The following is a 22,322-nucleotide window of genomic DNA, read 5'->3' as shown; positions in this document are numbered from 1 at the left end:
TTCAAGCCTTTTCGACGACCTCGTCGACGGGGTCGAACAATTGCACCGGCTGTCCGGGCATGATCGTTGAGATGGCGTGCTTGTAGACCAATTGCGAGTGGCCATCCCTGCGCAGTAGGACGCAGAAATTATCGAACCAGGTGACCACGCCCTGGAGCTTGACGCCATTCACGAGGAAAATTGTCAGGGGTATTTTTTGCTTCCGGACATAATTGAGAAAGGTGTCCTGGAGATTCTGCGCGCGATCGCCCGCCATGTAAGTTGCCTCGCCAGCCCATCGCCGCCGGTCTTGGCTATGGGGCCGCTTATATGGTTGTCCGCTTTCGTGCGGTCGGTGACCGGCTTCTTATTACAAGGCCAACCTTGCCGTTAGGCAAGAGGTCATCGCCCCAAAATTGCCCGGAGCGTGTTTTTTGACACGCCCGCGCTATCCGCCGATCCCCAGGGACTTGAGCTTTCGATGCAGGGCCGAGCGCTCCATCCCGATGAATTCCGCCGTGCGCGAGATATTTCCGCTGAACCGCGCGATCTGCGCCAGCAGGTATTCGCGCTCGAAGATCTCGCGGGCGTCGCGCAGCGGCAGGCTCATGAGCTTCTCGCCCCCTGCCCCGCCCGGCGTCGATGGCACCAGGGCGCCGATCTCGCTCGGCAGCATGTCGCTGGTGATCGGCGCATCCGGCTCGCCGGTGGTGAGAATCATCAGACGCTCGACGTTGTTGCGGAGTTGGCGGACGTTGCCGGGCCAGTCGTGCGATTGCAGCACCGCCATCGCGTCCTCTCCGATCTGCCGTTTCGGCAGGCCGGTGGTGGCCGAGATCTGATCCATGAAGAATTCGATCAGTTCGGGCACGTCTTCGCGCCGCTCGGAGAGAGACGGCACGCGAATCGGGACGACGCCCAACCGGTGAAACAGGTCTTCGCGCAGGCGGCCCGCGGCGATCTCGGCGGGCAGGTCCCGGCTCGACGAGGAAATGATCCGCACGTCCACATGGACCCGCGTCGTTCCGCCGACGCGCTGGAAATTTTGATCGACGAGCACGCGCAGGATGCGACTCTGGGTCTCCCGGGGCATGTCGGCGATCTCGTCGAGATAGAGAGTGCCGCCATGGGCCTCCTCCAGCGCGCCGACCCGGCGGCCCTTGCCGTCGTCGCCTTCCCACCCGAACAACTCCGCTTCCATGTTCTCCGGCGTGATGGTGGCGGCAGACACCACCACGAACGGACCGTTGGCACGGCCGGAGAGGCCATGGATCGTGCGCGCCGTCAGCTCCTTGCCGGAGCCGGGCGCACCCGTCACGAGGATGCGGGCATTCGTCGGAGAGGCCCGCTCCACTGCCTGCCGCAACTGGTTGATGGTAACGGACTTGCCGGCAATCCGGCTCGCCTGCACCGAGCGGGCGCGCAGGTCCCGCACCTCGCGCTTGAGCCGCGAGGCCTCGAGCGCGCGTTCCGCAACCAGCACCAGGCGGTCGGCCTTGAAGGGCTTCTCGATGAAGTCGTAGGCGCCGGCCTTGATGGCCGATACCGCCGTTTCCACGTTGCCGTGCCCGGAGATCATCACGACCGGCAGGTCAGGGTGGTCGGCCTTGATGAGGTCGAGAACCTGCAAGCCGTCGAGGCGGCTGCCCTGCAACCAGATGTCGAGAAACACCAGATGGGGCCGCCGTGCTTCGATGGAGCCCAGCGCCTCGTCGGACGAACCCGCCGTGCGCGTGCGGTGCCCTTCATCCTCCAGAATGCCTGCGACGAGATCCCGGATGTCGGCCTCGTCATCGACCACGAGAATATCAGCGCTCATCACGACACCCCGCTCGTCTGCGTGTCGGCAGGGCCGGACGACGATTCTTCCAATGCAACATGCTTCCTCTTCGGTATCCACATGCGAACCTGTCCGCCCCGCCCTTCCGGGTTGTCGACAAGCTCCATGCCACCGCCATGGTCTTCGAGTATTTTCGCGACGATCGGAAGTCCGAGGCCGGTGCCTCCTTCGCGCGTGGTCATATAGGGCTCAAGCAACCGTTGCCTCCCCTCGATTGGAAATCCCTTGCCGTTGTCGGTGATCGCCAGAATGAAATAGTCGGGATGGGTGCCATCGAGCACCACCGAGATGGCCCCCTGTCCGCGCTCGCTTTCCGGCACGGCGGAGATCGCCTCGGTGGCGTTCTTGACGATGTTCTGGACGGCCTGAGAGAGCAGGCGCCGATCGAATGGCGCCGGCACCGGACCGTTCGGCAGCGCGTCGTCGATGGCGATGTCCGGATGCGCGATCCGCATCATGAACACCACCTGCCGGACCATCTCGGCGAGATCGTCCTCTCCGATGGTGGGCTTGGGCATCCGCGCGAAGGACGAGAACTCGTCCACCATGCGCTTGATGTCGTCCACCTGCCGCACGATGGTGTCTGTGCATTGGTCGAACACCTCGCGATCGGTGGTGATCACCTTCCCGTATTTACGGCGGATCCGCTCGGCCGCGAGTTGAATGGGCGTCAGCGGATTCTTGATCTCGTGGGCGATGCGCCGCGCTACGTCGGCCCAGGCGGACGTTCGCTGGGCTGACACAAGGTCGGTGATGTCGTCGAGCGTGATGACAAGGTCGCGCTCGTCGCTGCGCGCCTGCTCGCTCGTCACCCGGACGTCGATGATGCGCTCCTTGCCCCGGCGCGAAATCATGATCTGCTTCTGCATCAGACGATGCCGCCCCTGCCGCATCTCCTCGACGAGATCGGCGACTTCCGGCAGCACGGTCGAAATGGGCGCGCCGAGCAGGCTTTCCGCCGAGGTCGACAGCAGGGCCTCGGTTGAGGGATTGACGATGGTGATGACGCTTCTGGCGTCGATGCCGATGACGCCTGCCGATACGCCGGCGAGCACCGCCTCGGTGAACCTGCGTCGGCGATCCATGAGGTCGCTCGCGGCGGTCAGCCCGTCATGCTGGTGGCGCAACTCGGAGGTCATCTTGTTGAAGGTCTCGCCCAGATGGGCGAGGTCGCCCTCCCCGCGCCGGACCGGAACCTGGACGTAGAAATTGCCGGTCGCCACCTGATCGGTTGCGTGGATCAATCGTCGGATGGGGGCGACGAGCCGGTTTGCGAAGTTCAGCCCGAACCAGATCGCGGACAGCAACACGATCAGCGCGATGAGCGCGAACATGGACGCGAAGGCGATCTGGATGCCCGCGCGTTTCTGCTCGAGCGCCTGGTAGTGACCGAGGCCCGCTTCCGCGACGGGGACGAATTCCACGGATCGCGGGTCCACCGGGCGGGCGACGAACAGGATGCGCCCGCCATGAGCGGAGAGTTTCAACACCGAGCGGAACAGGTTGCCTTCGAAGAGGCAAAGCGCCTCCTCGGTGTTGGCCTCCGCGAGGTCTTCCGGAGACGGAGGGGCGATGCCCTCGATCTTCTTGGGCTCGATCCGCTCCACAACCGTTCCGTCCGGCTCCAGAATCATCGTGAGCGGAAAACTGAGGAAGACCGCGCGGGAATTGACGAAGTCGCGGAAGACCGCCCTGTCGGCGTCGTACAGCACCTTGGCGCGGTTGATGTCCGCCGCCATCAGCTGCGTTTCGCGCGCCAGCGAGGTRCATTGCAGGTCCCGGTAGGCGCGGGCGATGGAGACGGTATTCTCCATCAATTCCTTGATCGATCCGGTGAACCAGGGATCGAGCCCGCGTTCGAGCGTCACCGTCGCAACAAGGGCAACCAGAATAGCAGGAACGACCGCCAAGAGGCTGAAAAGGCCGACGATTCGCACGTGGAGACCGGCGGCGGCAGCACCGGCGCGACGCTCGCGGACCAGACGGCGGGTCTGCCAGGCGACAACCCCCAGGAGCAGCAGGATGAGCGCGCCGTTGAGCACGAACACCCAGATCACCACGAAGTGCGTGGGAACGATGGGGGTCAGGCCCGCAAGGACAAGGAATGTCGCCAGCGCGGAGGCCAGCGCTGCGAGAACCGCCGCCGGTCCGAGCCAGCCGAGCCCGAGCTGGCTCGTCTCCTGCCCCTGTCTCACCGCTTGGGCGACCTGTCGATTCAATAAAATGCCCCATGTTGCCGGCGCTTCGAGGGCCGGACCTGTGCTTGGTGATGCACCAACACAACACTGTGGTCAAATGACCACATTAAGGCAGCATCGCTCATTCCGCGGGCGGAGAGGATTTTCCTGTTAACGGCTGGTGCGCACGACCTGCAACTCCAGATCGCGCACCTTCTTCCGCAAGGTGTTGCGATTGACCCCGAGAAGTTCGGCCGCCCGGATCTGATTACCCCGCGTGGCCGCCAGCGCCGCGCCGATCAGAGGTCCCTCGATTTCCCGGAGAATGCGGTGATAGAGGCCGGGTGGCGGGAGGTTGTCCTTGAAGCCGGAAAAATAATCGAGGAGGTGCCGTTCCACCGCGTCGGAAAGTCCCTCACTCCCCTCCTGACCGTCCCCCCGCCCGGCGGAAAGCGGCGTCGCGATGGGCTGCGCATCGAGCTCCGTATCGATGATCGCGCCGCTGATGACATCCTGTGGATAGAGCGCCGCGAGGCGACGCACGAGGTTTTCCAGCTCACGGACGTTGCCCGGCCAGCGATAGCGCTTCATCCGGTCCATCGCCTCGGAATCGAGCTGCTTGCGCGACAGGCCTTCCTTCTCCACGAGGGCGAAAAAATGCCGGGCAAGGTCGGGGATATCCTCCACCCGCTCCCGAAGCGGCGGCAGGCGCAGCGGCACGACGTTGAGGCGGAAGAACAGGTCCTCGCGGAAGAGCCCCTGCTGGATCAGAATCCGCAGGTCCTTGTTGGTGGCGGCAACGATCCGGACATTGGTCTTGATGGGAACGCGGCCGCCGACGGTGGTGTACTCGCCCTGTTGCAGCACCCGGAGCAGGCGCGTCTGGGCCTCCATCGGCATGTCGCCGATCTCGTCGAGGAAAAGCGTGCCGCCTTCCGCCTGTTCGAAACGGCCGGTGTTGCGGGCCGTCGCGCCCGTGAATGCACCTTTCTCGTGGCCGAACAGATCGGACTCGATCAGCTCGCGGGGGATCGCCGCCATGTTGACGGCGACGAACGGACCCTGGCGGCGCTTGCCATAATCGTGGAGAGCCTTGGCCACCAATTCCTTGCCGGTACCGGATTCCCCCGTGATCATCACGGTCAGGTCCGTCGGCATCAGGCGGGCCAGTGAACGATAGATGTCCTGCATCGCCTGGGACCGGCCAACGAGCGGGATCTCCTCCTGGTCGGACGAATGCGGTGCGCTCGATGGGGCGCGGGGCCGCGACAGGGCCCTGCCGACCACCGCCACCAGTTCCTTGAGGTCGAAGGGCTTCGGCAGATACTCGTAGGCGCCGCGTTCCGATGCCTTGATGGCGGTCATGAAGGTGTTCTGCGCGCTCATGACGATGACGGGGRGGTCCGGGCGCAGCTTCTTGATGCGGGGCAGAAGGTCGAAGGCGTTTTCATCCGGCATCACCACGTCGGTGATGATGAGGTCGCCGTCGCCCTGCGCCACCCATCGCCAGAGCGTCGCGGCATTGCCGGTGGAGCGTACTTCGTACCCCGCCCGCGACAGGGCCTGGTTGAGAACCGTGCGGATGGCGGCGTCGTCGTCGGCGAGAAGGATCTGTCCACTCGGCATGGCGTCAGGTCTCACATTTCGGAGGCGCGGCCGTCATCGGCGCGGTGCATGGGAAGCAGGATGCGGAAGGATGTGCGGCGCGGAGCGGGATCGCATTCGACGATGCCGCCATGGTCGCCGACGATCTTGGCCACGAGCGCAAGGCCAAGGCCGCTGCCCTGCGCCTTCGACGTGACGAAGGGATCGAAGAGATCGCTCACGAGATCGGCAGGAATGCCCGGCCCGTTATCGCGAACGCTGAGTTCAATCGGCAAAGACACGCGCTCGTTAGCGCCCGGCATCTGTAGCCTGACGCCAGTGCGAAATGCCGTCGACAGAATGATTTCGCCCTCGGAGGCGTCGATGCCGATGGCTTCCGCCGCGTTCTTCACGAGGTTCAGCACCACCTGGATGAGCTGGTCGCGGTTGCCGAACACGGGCGGGAGCGAGGGATCGTAGTTTTCGACGAAGCGAATGTGGCGGGCAAAGCCCGACTGGGCGAGGCGCTTCACGTGGTCGAGCACCCCGTGGACGTTGATCGGTCCCCGTTCGGAGGGTCGCTCCTCGCCGAACAGCTCCATCCGCTCGACGAGCTTCACGATGCGGTCGGTCTCGTCGCAGATGAGCCTCGTGAGCTGCCGGTCCTCGTCGTTGGCGGATTGCTCCAGCAACTGGGCGGCGCCGCGAATCCCGGAGAGCGGGTTCTTGATCTCGTGGGCCAGCATCGCCCCCAGCGCCGTGATCGACCGCGCCGCGCCGCGATGGGTGAGTTGCCGGTCCATCTTGTCGGCGATGGTGCGCTCCTGCAGCATGACGATGACGTCTTCGCCCGCATCGCCCATGGGACTCGCGAACACATCGACGATGCGCTCGGGGCCGAGGCGCGGGGACCCGATATCGACCCGGTGCTCACTGACGCTCGACCCGCGCTGCCGCACGTCCTCGACGAGCGCCATGACGGGTGAGCCGAAGGGAATGAAGTCGCTGAGCTTCTGACGCTGCATGACGCGAAGGCTCATGTCGAAGAATGCCTCGGCGGCCGCGTTCGCGTGCGTGACCGCGCCCGAGGCGCCGATGGTCAGGACCGGCAAGGGCAGCGCGTTCATGACGCGATCGTTGACGCCGACACTCATGCGGCCTCCTGCACGCGGTCCGTGTAGAGAGACTGCAACAGCGCGATGACGGTCCTGGAATCGTCGGTTGTGACGAGCTTCATGCGGGCTGGGGCGTCGAAGGCAAAACCCGAACTGATCGCAACATCCGCGTAGGCGGCGAGATGCTTGCGCGCGTGCCGGATGGCGACCTTCTCGCCATAGAGGGCGATGAGACCCTCGTAATGCGCGATGGCGATGGCGGTCATCTCCTCCGGCGACGGGTCCCCGATCGCGCGGCCTTGCAGGCCCRCCCCGATCTGTCCGACGAGCCAGGGTCGTCCGACGGCGCAGCGCCCCACCATCACGGCGGCGGCGCGCGATTGCGCGAGGCAACGCCGGGCATCATCGAGCGAGCCGATATCGCCATTGGCAATGACCGGGATCGTCACGGCATCGACGACGGCTGAAATCGCCTTCCAATCGGCCTCGCCCTTGTAGAATTGCTGCCGTGTGCGGCCATGCACGGTGATGGCCTGGACACCGAGCGCCTCGGCGCGACCGGCGAGCTCCGGCGCGTTGAGGCTGCGCTCGTCCCAGCCAAGCCGCATCTTCACCGTGACGGGCACCGTCGCGGCCGAGACGCTCGCTTCGATCAGCCGGCAGGCATGGTCGAGGTCCCGCATCAAGGCCGACCCCGCATAGCCGCCGATGACACGTTTCGCCGGGCATCCCATGTTGATGTCGACGACCCGCGCCCCCGCCGCTTCCGCGATCCGGACGCCTTCGGCCATCGAGCGGGGGTCGCAGCCGGCAAGCTGCACCACATGCGGCTCCACGCCGCTGCCCTCGGCCCGAAGCTGCGCCTCCGCGTAGCCTTTCACCAGCTCGTCGGACACCACCATTTCGGAGACGACGAGACCCGCGCCGAGACCCTGGGCCGCCCGACGAAAGGCCACATCGGTGACTCCCGACAGAGGCGCGAGGATTGCCGGGACCCGGACCGGCACGTCTCCAATGGTAAAATCGGGCACGCCTATTTTTTGATCAGTTCGCATTGTGCTCAATGAATAGCCAAATATGCGCGAGGCGCAAGTCCCCGCTGGTGTCGTCAATCCGTCATGTTCATGCGGCATTTGCGTTCGCATCGCTCGCCGCTTAGGAGAGCGAACCCCATGCGGAGTGTTCAAGCGAATGTCAGTTGCCGCCCTCATCGTCGCTGCCGGACGTGGTGTCCGGGCGGGAGACGGCCTGCCGAAGCAATATCGCTCCCTCGCCGGTCGGACAATCCTCGCGCGGACGCTTGAAACGTTCCTCCGGCATCCAAAGGTCGACATGACCCTTGTCGTCATCCATCCGGACGACGAGCATTTCTACCGCCACACCATCGCGCAGCTCGAATCGCACGGTGCGAGCCTATCGGCGCCGCCTGCTCATGGAGGCGAAACGCGGCAGGATTCGGTCCACCGGGGCCTGGAAGCGCTGGCGCAGCGGGCGCCGGACCTCGTCCTCGTGCACGACGCCGCCCGCCCCTTCGTCGATACGGATTTCATCGATCGGGCGATCGCCGCCGGTAAGGCCTCCGGCGCCGCGGTGCCGGGGTCGCCGGTGTCCGACACGATCAAGGTCGTCAACGAGCAGGGCAAGGTCCTGCTCACGCCGGACCGTTCCACCCTGCGGGCCATCCAGACCCCCCAGGCCTTTCGCTTCGACACGCTTCTGGACGCCCATCGCCGCGCCGCCGCCGAAGACCTGCATGGCTTTACCGACGACGGGGCGCTGATCGAGTGGGTGGGGTTGCCGGTCCACGTCTTCGACGGCAACGTGCGAAACGTCAAACTGACCCACGGGGCGGATGTCGAAGCCGCCGAAGACCGCCTGAAAGGTCGCGCCATGACCTATGTGACGAGGCTGGGAACGGGCTTCGACGTTCACGCCTTCGCGGACGGCGACCATGTGTGGCTCGGCGGCGTGAAGGTGCCGCATGAGCGGGGCGTCGAGGCGCATTCGGACGGCGACGTCATCCTGCACGCCCTCACCGACGCGGTTCTCGGGGCGCTCGCCGAAGGGGACATCGGCACGCATTTCCCCCCCAGCGACCCGCAATGGCGCGGGGCCTCCTCGGACCGGTTTCTCGCCCACGCCGTGGCGCTCGTCCGGATGCGGGGCGGCATCGTCGATCATCTGGACGCGACCCTCCTGTGCGAGAGGCCCAAGCTCGGGCCCCATCGCGATGCGATCCGTGCCCGCATCGCCGAGATCGCGGGGCTTCGGATCGATCAGGTCTCGGTCAAGGCCACCACCACCGAGAAGCTCGGGTTCACCGGGCGCGGCGAGGGCATCGCGGCCCAGGCCGCGGCCACCATCCGGCTGCCGGAGATCCATTGATGTCGCCACACCTGAAAGACCGCGCCGCCGCCCTGCTCCGCGCCTTCGAGGAGCGGAATTGGATGATTGCCACCGCGGAATCCTGCACCGGCGGCCTCGTTTCTTCCCTTCTGACGGAAATTCCCGGTTCGTCGGCCGTGGTCGAGCGGGGCTTCGTGACCTATTCCAATGAGGCCAAGAGCGAAATGCTCGGCGTGCCGGCGGGTCTCATCGGCACCCACGGCGCGGTCAGCGAGCCTGTCGCGAGAGCGATGGCCGAAGGCGCCCTCGCCCATTCCCGCACAAACGTCGCGGTGTCGATTACCGGTGTCGCGGGTCCAGGTGGCGGCAGCGACGCCAAGCCCGTGGGCCTCGTCCATTTCGCCTTGGCGCAAGAAGGCAGGGAAACGCGCGCGCTGGAGAGACGCTACGGCGATCCGGGGCGGCAGGAGATCCGCGCGCGGGCGGTAGAGGACGCGCTGGGCCTGCTGGAAAGCGCCCTCGACGCGTAAGACCGACTCAGATCAGCCAACCCGGCCAGCCGCATTCGCCCCCCGGGAGAAATACACAAAATCAGCCCGTTCTTCAAAAGCTTCGGCGAATTTTCTGAAAGCTTTGTCGAAGACCGCGCCCATCAGCAGGCCGAGCGCGAAACTCTTGAACTCGTAATTGATGTAGAACCCGACCTCGCTCCCGTCCGGAGTGTCGCGGAAGGTCCAGCGGTTTTCGAGATATTTGAAGGGCCCATCCACGTATTCCACATCGATGCGAAGTCGCGGATGGTCGAGTTCGACCCGGCTCGTGAAGCTCTCGCGGATCGCCTTGTAGCCGACGCTCATGGCCGCCACGATGGTCTCGATCCCCTCGCCGCTTTGCGCCCGTCGAACCACCCGCAGGCTCTCGCAGAGCGGCACGAATTCCGGATAGCGTTCCACATCCGCCACGAGGGCGAACATGTCGGCGGCGCTGTGCTTCACCTGACGCGTGGAGCGGAATGTCGGCATCGTCAGGCGGCCTCGGTTGTTGGCATCAATCGTCTTTCCAGGTCGGCGAGATCGCTCGCCGATCGTATGATGTGGCCCCGCTGCGGCGGGCGAATCRCCTTCATCATACGCGCGGTCCTGATGCCCATATCGTTAGGATAGGTCCAGATCCATCGCATGAAGGACCATTTGAACCGTTCCCGACAATCCGGACCCATGTCCGGCCGCGCGTCGCCCCAATATCGGATGACGCGAAAGCAGACCCGGATCAGGCAGGTCCAGCGTGGAACATCGAGCCAGACGACGTCCGTGGCGCGCGGAACGCGGATGTCGAACGTGCTGGCGTAGTTCCCGTCCATGATCCAATCGGGACGGGCCGCGAGCTCGCCGGCACGCCGCCGCCACGCCTGCTTTTCGGTCTCGGTCCAGCCCGGCCCGAAATATTCGCGGTCGAGATGGATGACCGGGATTCCCAGGCATTCGGAGAGGCGCCGCGAAAGCGTGCTCTTCCCCGCGCCGGGGCTGCCGATGATCAGGATACGCCGCATCGCGAAAGGGCGCCGTCAGGCGAGCGTCGACAGGCGCGCCGCCTTCAGCCTCGCGAAATCCTCGCCCGCGTGGTGGGACGAGCGGGTGAGCGGGGCGGAGGAAATCAGGTGGAAGCCCTTGGCGTAACCGGTCGTCTCGAACGCCTTGAACTCGTCGGGCGTCACGAAGCGGATGACCGGATGGTGCTTCTTGGTGGGCTGGAGATACTGGCCGATGGTCATGAAATCCACATCCGCCGAACGCAGATCGTCCATGAGCTGCAGAACCTCGTTCCGCTCCTCACCCAATCCCACCATGATTCCGGACTTGGTGAAGATGGTGGGGTCGATTTCCTTCACGCGCTGGAGCAGCCGGATGGAGTGGAAATACCGCGCGCCGGGGCGGACCTTCAGGTATTTCGACGGCACCGTCTCGAGGTTGTGGTTGAAGACGTCGGGCTTTGCCTCAACGACGATCTCGAGCGCTCCCGGCTTGCGTAGAAAATCGGGCGTCAGGATCTCGATGGTGGTGCCGGGAGAGCGGGCCCGGATAGCATGGATCACGTCGGCGAAATGCTGCGCCCCGCCATCGTCGAGATCGTCGCGGTCGACGGACGTGATGACCACGTGTTCGAGCCCGAGTTTCTGCACCGCGATGGCGACGTTTTCAGGCTCGTGCGGATCGAGCGCCTGCGGCATGCCGGTCTTCACGTTGCAGAAGGCGCAGGCCCGCGTGCAGGTATCGCCCATGATCATGAAGGTGGCGTGCTTTTTCTCCCAGCACTCGCCGATATTGGGGCAGCCGGCCTCTTCGCAGACCGTGACGAGCTTGTTCTCCTTCACGATCCGGTTGGTCTCGGCCCACTTGGCCGATCCCGGCGCCTTCACGCGGATCCAGTCGGGTTTTCGGCTCTGAACGGGCTGATCCGGGCGGTGAGCCTTTTCCGGATGGCGGGGACGGTTATCCCGGTTCAGAAGGTCGAGAACGACGGCCATGGATCCAGAATCCTTGAGCGAGATCGGCGCAAGGTGCGCCTGAAGCATGACTTAAGGGTTCAGGCCGTCATTCGCAAATCGGGAACCGCGTGCCGGGCGCATGGCAGCTCGGCGCGCCGGCCCGGAATGGTCAGGCCAGCCCCAGCATCAGGCGGATGTTCTGCACCGCCGCGCCGGACGCACCCTTGCCGAGATTGTCGAGCCTCGMGACCAATACCGCGTGGGGATAGGACGGATGCGAGAAGACCCGCAGCTCCATCCGGTCCGTATCGTTCAGCCCTTCCGGCTCGATCCGCTCGACCATTTTGCCGCCGTCGATGGTCGCGACCACCGAAACGTTGCCGCCCTTGGCGTAATAGGCGCTCAACGCAGTCTCCAGGTCCCGCGCCGTGGGGCTGCCGGGCAACAGGTCGAGGTGAAGCGGGATGCTGACCAGCATGCCTTGCGGGAAATTGGCGATCGAGGGCACGAAGATCGGCCGGCGGGTGAGACCGGTGAAAAGCTGAAGCTCCGGCAGGTGCTTGTGCTCGAAGCCGAGGCCGTAGAGCTCGAAGGACGGCGCCGCGCCGGATTCGAACAATTCGATGGTCGGCCGCCCGCCCCCCGTATAGCCGCTGACCGCATTGACGGTAATCGGGTGATCGACGGGGATCAGTCCGGCATCGACCAAGGGCCGCAGCAGCGCGATGGCGCCGGTGGGATAGCAGCCCGGATTGCCGACCCGATCGGCCTTGGCGATCAGCTCGGGCTGGCCGGGCGTCAGTTCCGGAAAGCCGTAGACCCAGCCGGGCGTGACCCGGTGGGTGGAGCTGGCATCGATGATGCGAGGCCCCTTCCCGCCAAGGCTGTCCACGAGGGCGACAGTGTCGCGCGCCGCCTGGTCGTGCAGACAGAGCACGACCAGATCGACCTCCTGAAGGATCTCGCGTTTCGCAGCCGGGTCCTTGCGCAGTTCCGGCGCGATGCTCCGCACGGTGACGCCGTCGACCTGCCGCAGACGGTCGCGGATGCCAAGGCCGGTGGTGCCGGCCTCGCCGTCGATGAAGACGGTCCTGGTAGTCTGGGCTGCGCTTGCGCTTGGCGTGCTGGTGGTCATCGCGATTTTCCCGTCGTCTGTCGGTCTCGAACGTCTGCTTATCGGAAAGATAGGGCCGGAGCCCATAAAAAAAGCCGCGCTCCCGGCGCGGCTCACGATCAGGCTCGGACAGCCGTCATCGCGCTCGCGCAGCGGGAGCGACCGGTCCGCGTCGGAAGGTGGTCGAGCCTGTCTTCATAGAAATTCTGTAGTGGCGAAAGTCGCGTTGTGTCAACGGGTCGCGCCGGCGGCGGTGGCCCTGGCCCTGGACGTGAGGAACGCCGACATTCGCGACCGGAGGTGCGCAAAGCCCCTTTTCAGTCGCGAGCGAGCGCTTCCATCAGGTCGACCAGCTTCCCGCGCACGGAATTGTTTTCGATTTGCGACAGGGCTCGCGCAAGACGCAGGCTTTCGCGATCCGTCAGGCCCGCCAGGGGGTGCGAAGCCGAAGTATCCCCGCCGATCGTCGGAAGCCCCTCGTAAAAGAACGACACGTGTACGTTGAGCACATTGCTGATGTCGTAGAGCCGCCCGGCGCCAACGCGGTTCGTGCCTTTCTCATATTTCTGAACTTGCTGAAAGGTCAGCCCGAGACGCTCGCCGAGTGTCTCCTGGCTCATGCCGATCATCAATCGCCGCAGGCGAATTCTTTGACCGATGTGGCGGTCGGCGTCACCAGGTGTCTTCTGCATCTTTGTCCGCGCTTGTTGCCCTCAGTGCAGAACGCGGGGGCGAACCGGCATCCGGAAGGCCAGGATACGGCTGAACTCGGTGTTCAGACTTTCCCGTTTGTGGCCAGGAAGACCCGCAATCCGTTCCAACACGTAGGATTGCAGGCGCGCCATGTCATCGCCGCAGCGTTCTACCGCCTCCCGGAATAGCTCACCCCAGCAGAGTGCGACACCATCATTGCTTTCAGCCAAAACATCCTCCCTTCAACGCTGATGTAGAACCGCGAAACATCTTAGCCACTATCAAGCCGGTCCGACGGCATGTTTCCTGAGCGCAACGCCAATAAACGCAAGGATTTGCCATGGAACCGGAAAGTCACGGGACGGCCTCCCACGACAATCTCATCCGAGCCGAAATTGTCACCACTCCCGAACAACTCCTGCACGCCTATGCCATCCGGGCGATCTGCTTCATGGAGGAGCATGGGGTCGCGGCGCGGCAGACTTTCGACGGCAACGATTATCAGGCGACCCACATCATCGTTTACGCCGGCTCCGAGCCGGTCGGCACGGCGCGCATACGGTGGTTCAAAGACTTCGCAAAGATGGAGCGGACGAGCTTCCGTAAAGAATGGCGCAACCCGCGCACAATCAAACGTTGCGCAGAGTTCATCTTCGATCACATCAGCCGCAAGGGTTACGACAAGGTCATCACGCATGCGAAGCCGAAATACGCCCGGCTCTGGCGCGCGCTTCTGGGCTTCAAGCAAGTGTCGGCCAAGGAACCGTTGTTCTTCGAAGGTCATGACGAGCCCTATCTCGAGCTCGTGAAGGAGCTCGTGCCGCCACGGGACGCGATCACCGTCGAGACCGAGACGGCCGTGCTCTTCCGCATCGAAGGGTTCTGGGATTCGCGCTCCGAGTATGAGGCGGCGGCCGAACTATGAACAGGCGGGACAGCCAAGAGTATTCGCAAATCCCCGCCGCAAAGAGAGAATTGATCATGGATTATTTTCGCACCCAGCTTCAGGATATCGTCTCGCTCCACACGGCGATGTTCGACAAATTGCTGTTCGATGCCGGGCAGGACGTGCCCCTCGAACTGGCGGAAGTGTTTGAAGATACCGGGAACCGCTATCTGGCCATTTCGGAAAGCATCAGCCGGCTTCATCTCCAACGGCCGCTAAAGATTGAAGAGCATCTTCATCCCGGTATCGAACCGGCTGGGAACTGGATTCAAGCGAAGTTCCTGGYCGAACCAAGGATTGGCGGGTCCGAACATCTCGCAGAGCCAGGCGAAGACGATCCTGACCGGCCGTGAGCGCAGCCGCTCGGTCAGGGCCAGCGCGTAGAGCGGGACCGAGATGCGGATGTCGAGGTCAAGCGGAACGGCATCGCGCTCCAGCACGGTGTAGCTTCCCAGGAGGCCGACCCCGAGGCCGGCCTTCACCAGCATGCCGTAGGCCATCGGCGTGTCGCAGTAGTGAACGACGCTCCCCTGCTCCACGGCGTCGTTCCAGGGCCGCCATAGACCTGTCTTCGCCGTGTAATATTCCGATTGCAGGAAATGGTGACTGTTGAGGTCAGTGCGCTTCGGAATCCCGTGTTCCTGGATGTAGGGCTTCGCCACGACCGGAATAAAATGTAGATAACCGAGCTTGCAGAAGGAGATGTCGGCCGCGTCGACGGGATTGAATCCGATCATCAGGTCGGTCTGGTTCTCGCGCAGATTGACGACATTCGCCGGACTCTTGAGATGGAGCTGGATCTTGGGATGCTCCGCCGAGAAGGTGGACATCGCGGGCGCGATGAAAAACGTGTTGAGCCCGTCCGTCACGCTGACCCGTACGATCCCCTCCGCATCCTTGCTTTCGGCCTTCAGGTCGTTGGTCAGCGAATAGAGCGAATGATTGAGCTTGGTCAGAGACGCCGCGAGCGCCTGGCCTTTCGCGGTGAGCTTGATGCCGTTGCGGGTGGGGACGAAGAGCTGGGACCCCATGAGATCCTGCAACCGCTTCACCTGTCGGCTGACCGTCGGCTGGCTGGTGCTGAGGACCTCGGCCGCCCGATTGAACGATTTCGCCTTGGCGACCGCCAGGAAAACCCGCAACTCGCCCCAAAACTGACCACTGAGAAGATCCTCATCGTCCAGGGGCGATCGGACCAGCGTTCTTTGGTCGTGGTCGAAGGGCTCCATGCAGGTCTCTCTCAGGCTCCGATTATGTTATTTCATAACAGTAGTTGGATGTAAATCACGTTCCGTTGGAGACGGCATGGTGCCGCATCGGGGGGCGCGGATGCGGGCCCAGGGAGGGCGGCGCCAAACAAAAAAGGCGGCCCGGGAGGCCGCCTTTCGAAACTCTTATGTAATCGCTTAGCGCTTCGAGAACTGGAAGCTGCGGCGGGCTTTCTTCTTGCCGTACTTCTTGCGCTCGACGACGCGCGAGTCGCGGGTCAGGAAGCCACCCTTCTTGAGCGGGCCGCGAAGCTCCGGCTCGAAATAGGTCAGAGCCTTCGAAACGCCGTGACGAACGGCGCCGGCCTGGCCCGACAATCCGCCGCCCTTGACGGTGACGGTGATGTCGTACTGGTCGTCGCGGTTCACGATGCCGAGCGGCTGCTTCAGGATCATGCGCAGAACGGGGCGTGCGAAATAGACTTCGAGCGCGCGGCCGTTGACGACGATCTTGCCCGAGCCGGGCTTGATCCAGACGCGGGCGACCGCGTCCTTACGCTTGCCGGTCGCGTAGGCGCGGCCTTGGGCGTCGATCTTCTTGACGTGCTTCGGAGCTTCCGGAGCGACGGTTTCGGCCTGCTGGCCGAGATCGGAGAGGGACTGGAGGGTCGCCATTACTTAGCTCCCACGTTCTTGCGGTTGAGGATGCCGACATCCAGCGCTTCAGGCTGCTGCGCGGTATGCGGATGCTCGGCGCCCTTGTAGACGCGGAGGTTGCCAAGGATCTGGCGGAAAAGCGGGCCGCGGGGGAGCATGCGCTCGACCGCCTTCTCGACGATCCGCTCCGGGAAGCGGCCTTCGAGAATGAACTTCGCCGACCGCTCCTTGATGCCGCCTGCGTAGCCGGTGTGGTGGTAATACACCTTCTGCTCGCGCTTGCGGCCGGTGAAAACCACCTGGTCGGCATTGATCACGATAACATTATCGCCGCAATCGACGTGGGGTGTGTAGCTTGGCTTATGCTTGCCACGAAGGCGCATAGCCACGACCGAAGCGAGGCGACCCACGACGAGGCCCTTCGCATCGATGACAACCCACTTCTTCTCGACCTCGGCGGGCTTGAGCGAAGTAGTCTTCATCGCGCTATATCCCGTTGGAGCTTTTCAGGGCTCAGGTTTTGAAACAAGAAACCGCCGCGATGCGCGGCGGTCGATGGGTCGGGATGTAACCAAGCACCGGCTCGGTGTCAATGAAATTCCTATCCGCAAAAGCCGCAGAATGCCAGCAATCATAAGCCTTTCATGCTAGCGGTATTATGATACCGCATTATTCTGCCGCCGGGATCGAGTACGTCCCGGTGGCATGGCAGACCACCGCCGAATCCCCCTCCGACATCATCGAGACCTCGCCCACCGCCAGCCGCTTGCCGAGTTTCAGGAGCCGGCACTCGGCGATCAGGGCCCGCTGGGCGGGCTTTCGCAGGAAATTGAAGCTCAGGTTGGTGGTGACCGCCAGCGCCACGGGCCCGAGCTGGGCGAGAATGGCAGCGTAGAGGGCAAGGTCCGCCAAAGCCATCATGGACGGGCCCGAAATCGTGCCGCCGGGGCGCAGATGCCGGTCGTGGTAATCCATCCGCAGTCGAGCGAAGTTCGGGCCAATGCCTTCGAGGTGATAGGTCCGTCCGCCGAAATGGATCTGCGGGAATTCCGCATCCAGAAAGGCGCGCAATTCATGGAGGCTCATGATGGGAGCTGGCGTCGTCATCGGTCCTCTTTGTCCATTGAACTGCCCTCGCCTCTCCCATACGGTTCGCCCATGAACCACGACAATTATCCGAACGACTACCTCCGCGGCATTCTGCAGAGCGTCAAGACCATCGCGCTCGTCGGCGCCTCGCAGAACCCGGCCCGTCCGAGCTGGATCGTCACCAAATATCTGCTGGAGCGCGACTACAAGGTCATCCCCATCAATCCCGGCCTCGCGGGCGGCGAATTGCTGGGGCAGAAGGTCTACGGCTCCCTGAGCGACGTGCCGGAGCCCATCGACATGGTGGAGATCTTCCGCAACTCCGAGGCGGCGGGCCCCATCACGGCGGAAGCGCTGGACCTCGCTCCTCTGCCCAAGGTGATCTGGATGCAGCTCTCGGTCCGCAACAATGAGGCGGCCGCCCTCGCGGAGGCGAAGGGAATCAAGGTGGTGATGGACCGCTGTCCGAAGATCGAGTTCGGGCGCTTCTCGGGCGAAATCTCATGGCAGGGCATCAATTCCCGCATGTTGAGTTCAAAAAAGCCCGTGATGTCCGGCAAGGGCTTCCAGAAGCTCAGCATTAATCGCCCGAGATGATCCAGCATGCCGGGGGCCGCGGAGCGAAGCCCGCAACGGGCCGGATCGGAATCGATGTCAGCGGGTATGGGTTCCCGGCTCGCTTCTCGCCCCGGAATGACATAACGGCAACCGCTTCCCTTGACTGACGAACGATCCGTTCTTTAAATAGAACGAATTCTTCGCGACATCACAGAGGGACGCCGCCATGACTGACCGTTTGCCCGGGTTCGACACGCTTGCCATCCATGCGGGAGCGGCCCCCGACGCGGCCACCGGCGCCAGGGCGACGCCGATCTATCAGACCACGTCCTTCGTGTTCGACGACGTCGATCACGCCGCCTCCCTGTTCGGGCTTCAGGCCTTCGGGAACATCTATTCGCGCATCGGCAACCCGACCTGCGCCGTGCTCGAGGAACGGGTCGCGGCTCTCGAGGGCGGCACGGCCGCGCTCGCGGTGGCGTCCGGCCACGCCGCCCAGGTCCTCGTCTTCCACGCGCTGATGCAGCCGGGGGACGAATTCGTCGCCGGCAACAAGCTTTATGGCGGGACGATCAACCAGTTCACCCACTCGTTCAAGAATTTCGGCTGGAACGTCGCCTGGGCCAATCCCGACGAGCCCGCCACTTTCGAGGCGGCCATCACGCCCAAGACCAAGGCGATCTTCATCGAGTCGATCGCCAATCCGGGCGGGGTGATCGTCGACATCAAGGCGATCGCCGCCATCGCCAAGAAGCATCGGCTGCCGCTCATCGTCGACAACACGATGGCGTCGCCTTACCTGATCCGGCCCTTCGAGCACGGGGCCGACATCATCGTCCATTCGGCCACCAAGTTCCTCGGCGGCCATGGCAATTCCATCGGAGGCGTCATCGTGGATGGCGGGTCCTTCAATTTTGCCGGCGACGATCGCTATCCCATGCTCTCCAAACCCCGCCCCGAATATGGCGGCATGGTGCTGGGGGAAACCTTCGGCAATTTCGGCTTTGCCATCGCGTGCCGGGTGCTCGGCCTGCGCGATCTCGGGCCCGCCCTCTCTCCCTTCAACGCCTTCCTGATCCTCACCGGCATCGAAACCCTGCCGTTGCGCATGCAGCGTCACTCGGACAACGCGCTGGCGGTCGCAACCCATCTGGCCTCCCACGACAAGGTCGCGTGGGTCAGCTATCCGGGTCTGCCGGACGACCGCTACTACAAGCTCGCGCAGGAATACTGCCCGAAGGGCGCCGGCGCCGTGTTCACCTTCGGCCTGAAGGGCGGGTACGAGGCGGGCGTCAAGCTGGTGTCGAACCTCAAGCTCTTCTCGCATCTCGCCAATATCGGCGACACGCGCTCGCTAGTGATCCACCCGGCTTCCACCACCCACCGCCAGCTGACGGACGCGCAGAAGACCCAGGCCGGCGCCGGACCGGAGGTGGTGCGCCTGTCCATCGGCATCGAGGACAAGGCGGATCTCATCGACGATCTCGACCAGGCGCTCGCCTCCGCCTGAGCGACGCATGAAAAAGGCACGCCACGATCGATTCGCGGCGTGCCTTTAAAGTTGCTTGAACCCTGCTACGCGGCGCTGCGGGCCCCGCGCGCATAAGCGCCGTGCACCGCCTTCATGGACCGGTCGATGGCGGTCCAGAGACGCTCCATCTCCTCGGCGGCATGCGAGCCGGGCTCGAATTCCTCGGCGCCCTCGCCTTCCGTCAATGCCTGCGAGAAATCCGCCCGGTGGGTGACCTGCCCGGCCCAGACGGGAATCTTGAGGGCGTTCAGCGCACCGCGCGCATCGGCGACGATCGCGACTTCCTGGTTGTTGCGCTTGGGCGGCGCACCGTTGATCACGGCGGCATAGGGCTTGCGCAATTCTCGCGACAATTCCACCGTATCCTGGACGGCCGCGATGTCGAAGACGCCCGGCCGCATGGGAATGATGACCAGCGTTGCCTGCTTGATGGCCTCGACGACGGTCTGAGATTTGTCCGGCGGCGTGTCGATCAGGACCCATTCGTAGCCCTCTCGCTTCGCGGCCTTGAGGGCATCGGCGATGTTGCGTCCGCCATGGCGAAGCGCCGGGTTCTCCTTGCCGCGGATCTTGTGCCAGAACGACAGCGAGCCTTGCGGATCGGCGTCGATCAAAAGGGTGCGGCGCGTCGGGCTGGCGATATAGGTCGCGAGGTGCGCGGCGAGTGTGCTCTTTCCAGAACCGCCCTTCCGTGAAGCAAAAACCAGCACGTTCATGCCTTACTCCTGATCAAGTGCATTCATGAAGCCCGATCGAAGTGCCGGGCCGTTCCGATACAATATCTATTTTGCAGAAGATGTCGCGGATACCCAAGCCGACAGGGCAAATTGTCTCTGGACAATTCGGACCGACGGGTCTGTCGAGGCTAAAACCGAATTTGCAAGCGTGGGCTACAAGCTTGAGTTTAAAGAGGTGATTCGCAGGATCGAAAGACCAGGAAAGCAACGTTTCGCCAGGTTCCGCCAGCCGGCAAACTTTTTTCGCGGAACCACAGAATAAGTTCGCCGTTAGCTCCTCGATTTAGGAAAGAGGAGTTCATCTCATGTCGAAACAGATCCTGTTTGCTGGCGCTATTCTCGCCGTTCTCGCCCCCGCTACTGCCTTCGCACAGACGAATGCTGCCGGTGGCGCTGCGGCGGGTGCGGCGACGGGCGCCGTTGGCGGCGCGGTCGTGGGCGGCCCGGTGGGTGCGGCCGTCGGCGGAGTGACGGGTGCGATCGTTGGCGGAATCGTGGGCGACCAGCAGCCCAAGTTCCGCGAATACGTCGTCACCCAGCGTCCGACGTCCTTCAAGTACGATTCCGAACTTCGGGTCGGTGCGGTTCTGCCTTCGAGCGGCGTGACCTATTACGAGGTCCCGGCCGAATATAAGGTGAAGAACTATCGCTATACCGTCGTGAACGACACGCCGGTCCTGGTCGATCCGGGTTCGCACAAAGTCGTCCAGATCATTCGCTAAGCCTTTGGCTCAAGCCATGATCTGAAGGAGGAGCGGCCCTCGGGCCGCTCCTTTTTCGTGTCGGGGCCTCTCAGCTCAGGCGCGCATGGACCACCGTCATCGCCAATAGCAGCATGGCCAGGACTTGGTGGGCGAGACCGGCCCAGAGCGGCACGACCAAAAGCAACGTGACGATTCCCAGCACCATCTGCGCCAACGCCAGCCCAGCGATTGCGGCCGCGCGCCTCGCTGGGCGGGTTCGGGCATATTGCCGTCCCATGGCGATGGCATGCCACAGGGCAAGTCCGACCACGAGATAGGCGACAAGCCGGTGGTTCAACTGCACCAGCGCCAGGTTGTCGACGAAGTTCTCGACCAGGGGCGACACGCTGAACAGCACCGAGGATGGCGGCACCAGAGAGCCGTCCATGAGCGGCCAGGTATTATACGTCAAGCCGGCTTTCGATCCGGCCACCAACCCGCCGAGCACGATCTGGAACAGGACCAGGCCTAGGAGTACCCGGGGTCCGAGTGGCCTCGAGATCGCTGGAGGCCTCGCCGCATCGGCGGGCCGGATGCCGGCGGCGATCCACACCAGAAGCGCCAGGATGACGCTCGCAACGGTCAGGTGAAGCGCAAGCTTGATGGGCGCGACGGCCGTCATGCCGGGCTCCAGGCCCGACGCGACCATGATCCAGCCGATCCCGGCCTGCAATCCTCCGAGCGCGCCCACGCCCAGGAGCATCAGGGCCAAACGCCCAGTGATCGCCCCGCGAAACCAGAACCACAGGAGCGGCAGGAAGAACACGAGGCCGATCAGCCGCCCGAGCTGGCGGTGGCCCCATTCCCACCCATAGATGAACTTGAACTGGGCGAGAGTCATGCCCTTGTTGAGAATCTCGTATTGGGAAATCTGCCGATACTTCTCGAATTCGGCGAGCCACGCGGCCTCCGAGAGGGGCGGAATGGCACCGGTGACCGGCTTCCACTCGGGGATGGAGAGCCCTGATCCCGTCAGTCGCGTCGCTCCCCCAACGGCGATCATGAGAATCACCAGTCCCGCCAGGCAATAGAGCCAAGTCTTGACGGCGGCGGCGCGACAGRCCGGGCGACTGGTCGCCGATAGGGTTTCGGTGGAGGCTGCGACAGCCATGCGCGTTCTCATCGTCGATTTGGGGTTGAACCCGGGACAGCGCCTGTCCCATAGAGGCAGCATCGTCTCGACGCAATCAATGCCGATGCCGCACCTCCCGGGGCGGATTCCTGGACGGAGATCAGCACACCATGCGAATGCGCACGCGAAAGCTCGTCGGCACCGTCGTGATGCTGGCCTTTATCGGATTTTACGTGCTGTTTGCGATGGCGGCTGCCGAGGGCACCATCACACGGGCCCCGAAGCTTCTCCAGACGGTCTTCTACATTGTCCTCGGACTGATCTGGATCCTGCCGCTCCTGCCCCTCATCCGTTGGATGGGAAAACCGGACGAACGGTAAGATATCGCTCGCAAAAAAGGCCCGCATCGCGGGCCCTTTTCGCGCGCCGTCGACACGCAGGTCTATAC

The 22,322-nt window shown here is 63.8% G+C and carries 25 protein-coding genes; 7 read left to right on the top strand and 18 right to left on the bottom strand.

Annotated elements, in window-relative coordinates:
- Position 1: 1 nt before the first annotated feature.
- The 6 genes from hfq to dusB form a co-directional block, all read right to left on the bottom strand.
- A complete protein-coding gene (gene hfq / locus AC1DVM_RS10540) occupies positions 2–256 on the bottom strand; it encodes an RNA chaperone Hfq (RefSeq protein WP_477254320.1) in 255 nt (84 codons plus the stop codon).
- A 171-nt stretch (positions 257–427) separates the two neighbouring features.
- Positions 428–1,798, bottom strand: a complete 1,371-nt coding sequence (ntrX, locus tag AC1DVM_RS10535) for a nitrogen assimilation response regulator NtrX (RefSeq protein WP_477254319.1) — start codon at positions 1,796–1,798, stop codon at positions 428–430.
- On the bottom strand, positions 1,798–4,038 hold the full coding sequence (locus AC1DVM_RS10530; RefSeq protein WP_477254317.1) for a sensor histidine kinase NtrY-like: 2,241 nt from the start codon (positions 4,036–4,038) through the stop codon (positions 1,798–1,800). Before AC1DVM_RS10530 ends, ntrX begins: the two co-directional genes overlap by 1 nt.
- A gap of 129 nt (positions 4,039–4,167) precedes the next feature.
- Positions 4,168–5,622, bottom strand: a complete 1,455-nt coding sequence (gene ntrC, locus AC1DVM_RS10525; RefSeq protein ID WP_477254315.1) for a nitrogen regulation protein NR(I) — start codon at positions 5,620–5,622, stop codon at positions 4,168–4,170.
- An 11-nt stretch (positions 5,623–5,633) separates the two neighbouring features.
- Positions 5,634–6,734 carry a two-component system sensor histidine kinase NtrB gene (locus AC1DVM_RS10520; RefSeq protein WP_477254314.1) on the bottom strand — a complete coding sequence of 367 codons (1,101 nt, stop codon included), beginning with the start codon at positions 6,732–6,734 and terminating at the stop codon, positions 5,634–5,636.
- A complete protein-coding gene (gene dusB, locus AC1DVM_RS10515; protein ID WP_477254312.1) occupies positions 6,731–7,750 on the bottom strand; it encodes a tRNA dihydrouridine synthase DusB in 1,020 nt (339 codons plus the stop codon). Before dusB ends, AC1DVM_RS10520 begins: the two co-directional genes overlap by 4 nt.
- 136 nt (positions 7,751–7,886) lie before the next feature.
- Here dusB and AC1DVM_RS10510 point away from each other — a divergent pair, with 136 nt between their 5' ends.
- Both AC1DVM_RS10510 and AC1DVM_RS10505 read left to right on the top strand, forming a co-directional pair.
- Complete coding sequence (locus AC1DVM_RS10510) at positions 7,887–9,080, top strand: bifunctional 2-C-methyl-D-erythritol 4-phosphate cytidylyltransferase/2-C-methyl-D-erythritol 2,4-cyclodiphosphate synthase (RefSeq protein ID WP_477254310.1); 1,194 nt, start codon at positions 7,887–7,889, stop codon at positions 9,078–9,080.
- Positions 9,080–9,571 carry a CinA family protein gene (locus AC1DVM_RS10505; RefSeq protein ID WP_477254309.1) on the top strand — a complete coding sequence of 164 codons (492 nt, stop codon included), beginning with the start codon at positions 9,080–9,082 and terminating at the stop codon, positions 9,569–9,571. Before AC1DVM_RS10510 ends, AC1DVM_RS10505 begins: the two co-directional genes overlap by 1 nt.
- Before the next feature lie 12 nt (positions 9,572–9,583).
- Here AC1DVM_RS10505 and AC1DVM_RS10500 read toward each other — a convergent pair whose 3' ends face one another.
- The 6 genes from AC1DVM_RS10500 to AC1DVM_RS10475 all read right to left on the bottom strand — a co-directional run bounded on the left by AC1DVM_RS10500 (position 9,584) and on the right by AC1DVM_RS10475 (position 13,563).
- Complete coding sequence (locus AC1DVM_RS10500; RefSeq protein ID WP_477254308.1) at positions 9,584–10,063, bottom strand: type II toxin-antitoxin system RatA family toxin; 480 nt, start codon at positions 10,061–10,063, stop codon at positions 9,584–9,586.
- A gap of 2 nt (positions 10,064–10,065) precedes the next feature.
- Positions 10,066–10,590, bottom strand: coding sequence for a P-loop NTPase family protein (locus AC1DVM_RS10495; RefSeq protein WP_477254306.1), 525 nt, complete (start codon positions 10,588–10,590; stop codon positions 10,066–10,068).
- A gap of 15 nt (positions 10,591–10,605) precedes the next feature.
- A complete protein-coding gene (gene lipA / locus AC1DVM_RS10490) occupies positions 10,606–11,565 on the bottom strand; it encodes a lipoyl synthase (RefSeq protein ID WP_477254304.1) in 960 nt (319 codons plus the stop codon).
- Positions 11,566–11,695: 130 nt separating this feature from the next.
- Positions 11,696–12,661 (bottom strand): N-acetyl-gamma-glutamyl-phosphate reductase, encoded by a 966-nt coding sequence (argC, locus tag AC1DVM_RS10485; protein WP_477254303.1) that lies wholly within the window; start codon positions 12,659–12,661, stop codon positions 11,696–11,698.
- 296 nt (positions 12,662–12,957) lie between these two features.
- On the bottom strand, positions 12,958–13,332 hold the full coding sequence (locus AC1DVM_RS10480; protein ID WP_477254301.1) for a helix-turn-helix domain-containing protein: 375 nt from the start codon (positions 13,330–13,332) through the stop codon (positions 12,958–12,960).
- A 21-nt stretch (positions 13,333–13,353) separates the two neighbouring features.
- Positions 13,354–13,563, bottom strand: coding sequence for a hypothetical protein (locus AC1DVM_RS10475; protein ID WP_477254299.1), 210 nt, complete (start codon positions 13,561–13,563; stop codon positions 13,354–13,356).
- A 110-nt stretch (positions 13,564–13,673) separates the two neighbouring features.
- Between AC1DVM_RS10475 and AC1DVM_RS10470 the strand changes: the two genes are divergently transcribed.
- A complete protein-coding gene (locus AC1DVM_RS10470; RefSeq protein ID WP_477254297.1) occupies positions 13,674–14,258 on the top strand; it encodes a GNAT family N-acetyltransferase in 585 nt (194 codons plus the stop codon).
- A gap of 236 nt (positions 14,259–14,494) precedes the next feature.
- Here AC1DVM_RS10470 and AC1DVM_RS10465 read toward each other — a convergent pair whose 3' ends face one another.
- From AC1DVM_RS10465 to AC1DVM_RS10450, 4 genes are all read right to left on the bottom strand, one after another.
- Positions 14,495–15,508: a LysR family transcriptional regulator gene (locus AC1DVM_RS10465; protein ID WP_477254295.1), complete on the bottom strand. Its 1,014-nt coding sequence runs from the start codon at positions 15,506–15,508 to the stop codon at positions 14,495–14,497.
- A gap of 177 nt (positions 15,509–15,685) precedes the next feature.
- Complete coding sequence (gene rpsI, locus AC1DVM_RS10460) at positions 15,686–16,162, bottom strand: 30S ribosomal protein S9 (protein WP_477254293.1); 477 nt, start codon at positions 16,160–16,162, stop codon at positions 15,686–15,688.
- Positions 16,162–16,626 carry a 50S ribosomal protein L13 gene (gene rplM / locus AC1DVM_RS10455; RefSeq protein ID WP_477254291.1) on the bottom strand — a complete coding sequence of 155 codons (465 nt, stop codon included), beginning with the start codon at positions 16,624–16,626 and terminating at the stop codon, positions 16,162–16,164. The genes rpsI and rplM overlap by 1 nt, the downstream gene beginning before the upstream one ends.
- A gap of 187 nt (positions 16,627–16,813) precedes the next feature.
- Positions 16,814–17,251: a PaaI family thioesterase gene (locus AC1DVM_RS10450; protein ID WP_477254289.1), complete on the bottom strand. Its 438-nt coding sequence runs from the start codon at positions 17,249–17,251 to the stop codon at positions 16,814–16,816.
- Between the two features lie 51 nt (positions 17,252–17,302).
- On the opposite strand from AC1DVM_RS10450, the gene AC1DVM_RS10445 reads away from it, so the two are divergent.
- Complete coding sequence (locus AC1DVM_RS10445; protein WP_477254287.1) at positions 17,303–17,830, top strand: CoA-binding protein; 528 nt, start codon at positions 17,303–17,305, stop codon at positions 17,828–17,830.
- A gap of 187 nt (positions 17,831–18,017) precedes the next feature.
- A complete protein-coding gene (locus AC1DVM_RS10440; protein ID WP_477254286.1) occupies positions 18,018–19,301 on the top strand; it encodes an O-acetylhomoserine aminocarboxypropyltransferase in 1,284 nt (427 codons plus the stop codon).
- A 65-nt stretch (positions 19,302–19,366) separates the two neighbouring features.
- Here the strand turns inward: AC1DVM_RS10440 and AC1DVM_RS10435 are convergent, their stop codons facing one another.
- Positions 19,367–20,038, bottom strand: a complete 672-nt coding sequence (locus tag AC1DVM_RS10435; protein WP_477254284.1) for an AAA family ATPase — start codon at positions 20,036–20,038, stop codon at positions 19,367–19,369.
- A 326-nt stretch (positions 20,039–20,364) separates the two neighbouring features.
- On the opposite strand from AC1DVM_RS10435, the gene AC1DVM_RS10430 reads away from it, so the two are divergent.
- Positions 20,365–20,781, top strand: coding sequence for a DUF1236 domain-containing protein (locus AC1DVM_RS10430; RefSeq protein ID WP_477254282.1), 417 nt, complete (start codon positions 20,365–20,367; stop codon positions 20,779–20,781).
- A 70-nt stretch (positions 20,782–20,851) separates the two neighbouring features.
- Here AC1DVM_RS10430 and AC1DVM_RS10425 read toward each other — a convergent pair whose 3' ends face one another.
- Positions 20,852–21,913: a COX15/CtaA family protein gene (locus tag AC1DVM_RS10425; protein ID WP_477254280.1), complete on the bottom strand. Its 1,062-nt coding sequence runs from the start codon at positions 21,911–21,913 to the stop codon at positions 20,852–20,854.
- Positions 21,914–22,044: 131 nt separating this feature from the next.
- Here AC1DVM_RS10425 and AC1DVM_RS10420 point away from each other — a divergent pair, with 131 nt between their 5' ends.
- Positions 22,045–22,254: a DUF2842 domain-containing protein gene (locus AC1DVM_RS10420; protein ID WP_477254278.1), complete on the top strand. Its 210-nt coding sequence runs from the start codon at positions 22,045–22,047 to the stop codon at positions 22,252–22,254.
- Positions 22,255–22,322: the final 68 nt, after the last annotated feature.

It is taken from the genome of Microvirga sp. P4_A5, assembly GCF_056402495.1.
Note: the sequence above shows the minus strand (reverse complement) of the source record. Positions and strands in the feature narration are given on the sequence as shown.

What these genes read in the sequence shown, in the direction of transcription:
- AC1DVM_RS10445 (WP_477254287.1), top strand. Translation starts at nt 17,303, where the DNA reads ATGAACCACGACAATTATCCGAACGACTACCTCCGCGGCATTCTGCAG.
- AC1DVM_RS10420 (WP_477254278.1), top strand. Translation starts at nt 22,045, where the DNA reads ATGCGAATGCGCACGCGAAAGCTCGTCGGCACCGTCGTGATGCTGGCC.
- hfq (WP_477254320.1), bottom strand. Translation starts at nt 256, where the DNA reads ATGGCGGGCGATCGCGCGCAGAATCTCCAGGACACCTTTCTCAATTAT.
- AC1DVM_RS10520 (WP_477254314.1), bottom strand. Translation starts at nt 6,734, where the DNA reads ATGAGTGTCGGCGTCAACGATCGCGTCATGAACGCGCTGCCCTTGCCG.
- AC1DVM_RS10450 (WP_477254289.1), bottom strand. Translation starts at nt 17,251, where the DNA reads ATGACGACGCCAGCTCCCATCATGAGCCTCCATGAATTGCGCGCCTTT.
- AC1DVM_RS10430 (WP_477254282.1), top strand. Translation starts at nt 20,365, where the DNA reads ATGTCGAAACAGATCCTGTTTGCTGGCGCTATTCTCGCCGTTCTCGCC.
- AC1DVM_RS10470 (WP_477254297.1), top strand. Translation starts at nt 13,674, where the DNA reads ATGGAACCGGAAAGTCACGGGACGGCCTCCCACGACAATCTCATCCGA.
- AC1DVM_RS10505 (WP_477254309.1), top strand. Translation starts at nt 9,080, where the DNA reads ATGTCGCCACACCTGAAAGACCGCGCCGCCGCCCTGCTCCGCGCCTTC.
- rplM (WP_477254291.1), bottom strand. Translation starts at nt 16,626, where the DNA reads ATGAAGACTACTTCGCTCAAGCCCGCCGAGGTCGAGAAGAAGTGGGTT.
- lipA (WP_477254304.1), bottom strand. Translation starts at nt 11,565, where the DNA reads ATGGCCGTCGTTCTCGACCTTCTGAACCGGGATAACCGTCCCCGCCAT.
- AC1DVM_RS10480 (WP_477254301.1), bottom strand. Translation starts at nt 13,332, where the DNA reads ATGCAGAAGACACCTGGTGACGCCGACCGCCACATCGGTCAAAGAATT.
- AC1DVM_RS10510 (WP_477254310.1), top strand. Translation starts at nt 7,887, where the DNA reads ATGTCAGTTGCCGCCCTCATCGTCGCTGCCGGACGTGGTGTCCGGGCG.
- ntrX (WP_477254319.1), bottom strand. Translation starts at nt 1,798, where the DNA reads ATGAGCGCTGATATTCTCGTGGTCGATGACGAGGCCGACATCCGGGAT.
- AC1DVM_RS10500 (WP_477254308.1), bottom strand. Translation starts at nt 10,063, where the DNA reads ATGCCGACATTCCGCTCCACGCGTCAGGTGAAGCACAGCGCCGCCGAC.
- AC1DVM_RS10440 (WP_477254286.1), top strand. Translation starts at nt 18,018, where the DNA reads ATGACTGACCGTTTGCCCGGGTTCGACACGCTTGCCATCCATGCGGGA.
- AC1DVM_RS10435 (WP_477254284.1), bottom strand. Translation starts at nt 20,038, where the DNA reads ATGAACGTGCTGGTTTTTGCTTCACGGAAGGGCGGTTCTGGAAAGAGC.
- rpsI (WP_477254293.1), bottom strand. Translation starts at nt 16,162, where the DNA reads ATGGCGACCCTCCAGTCCCTCTCCGATCTCGGCCAGCAGGCCGAAACC.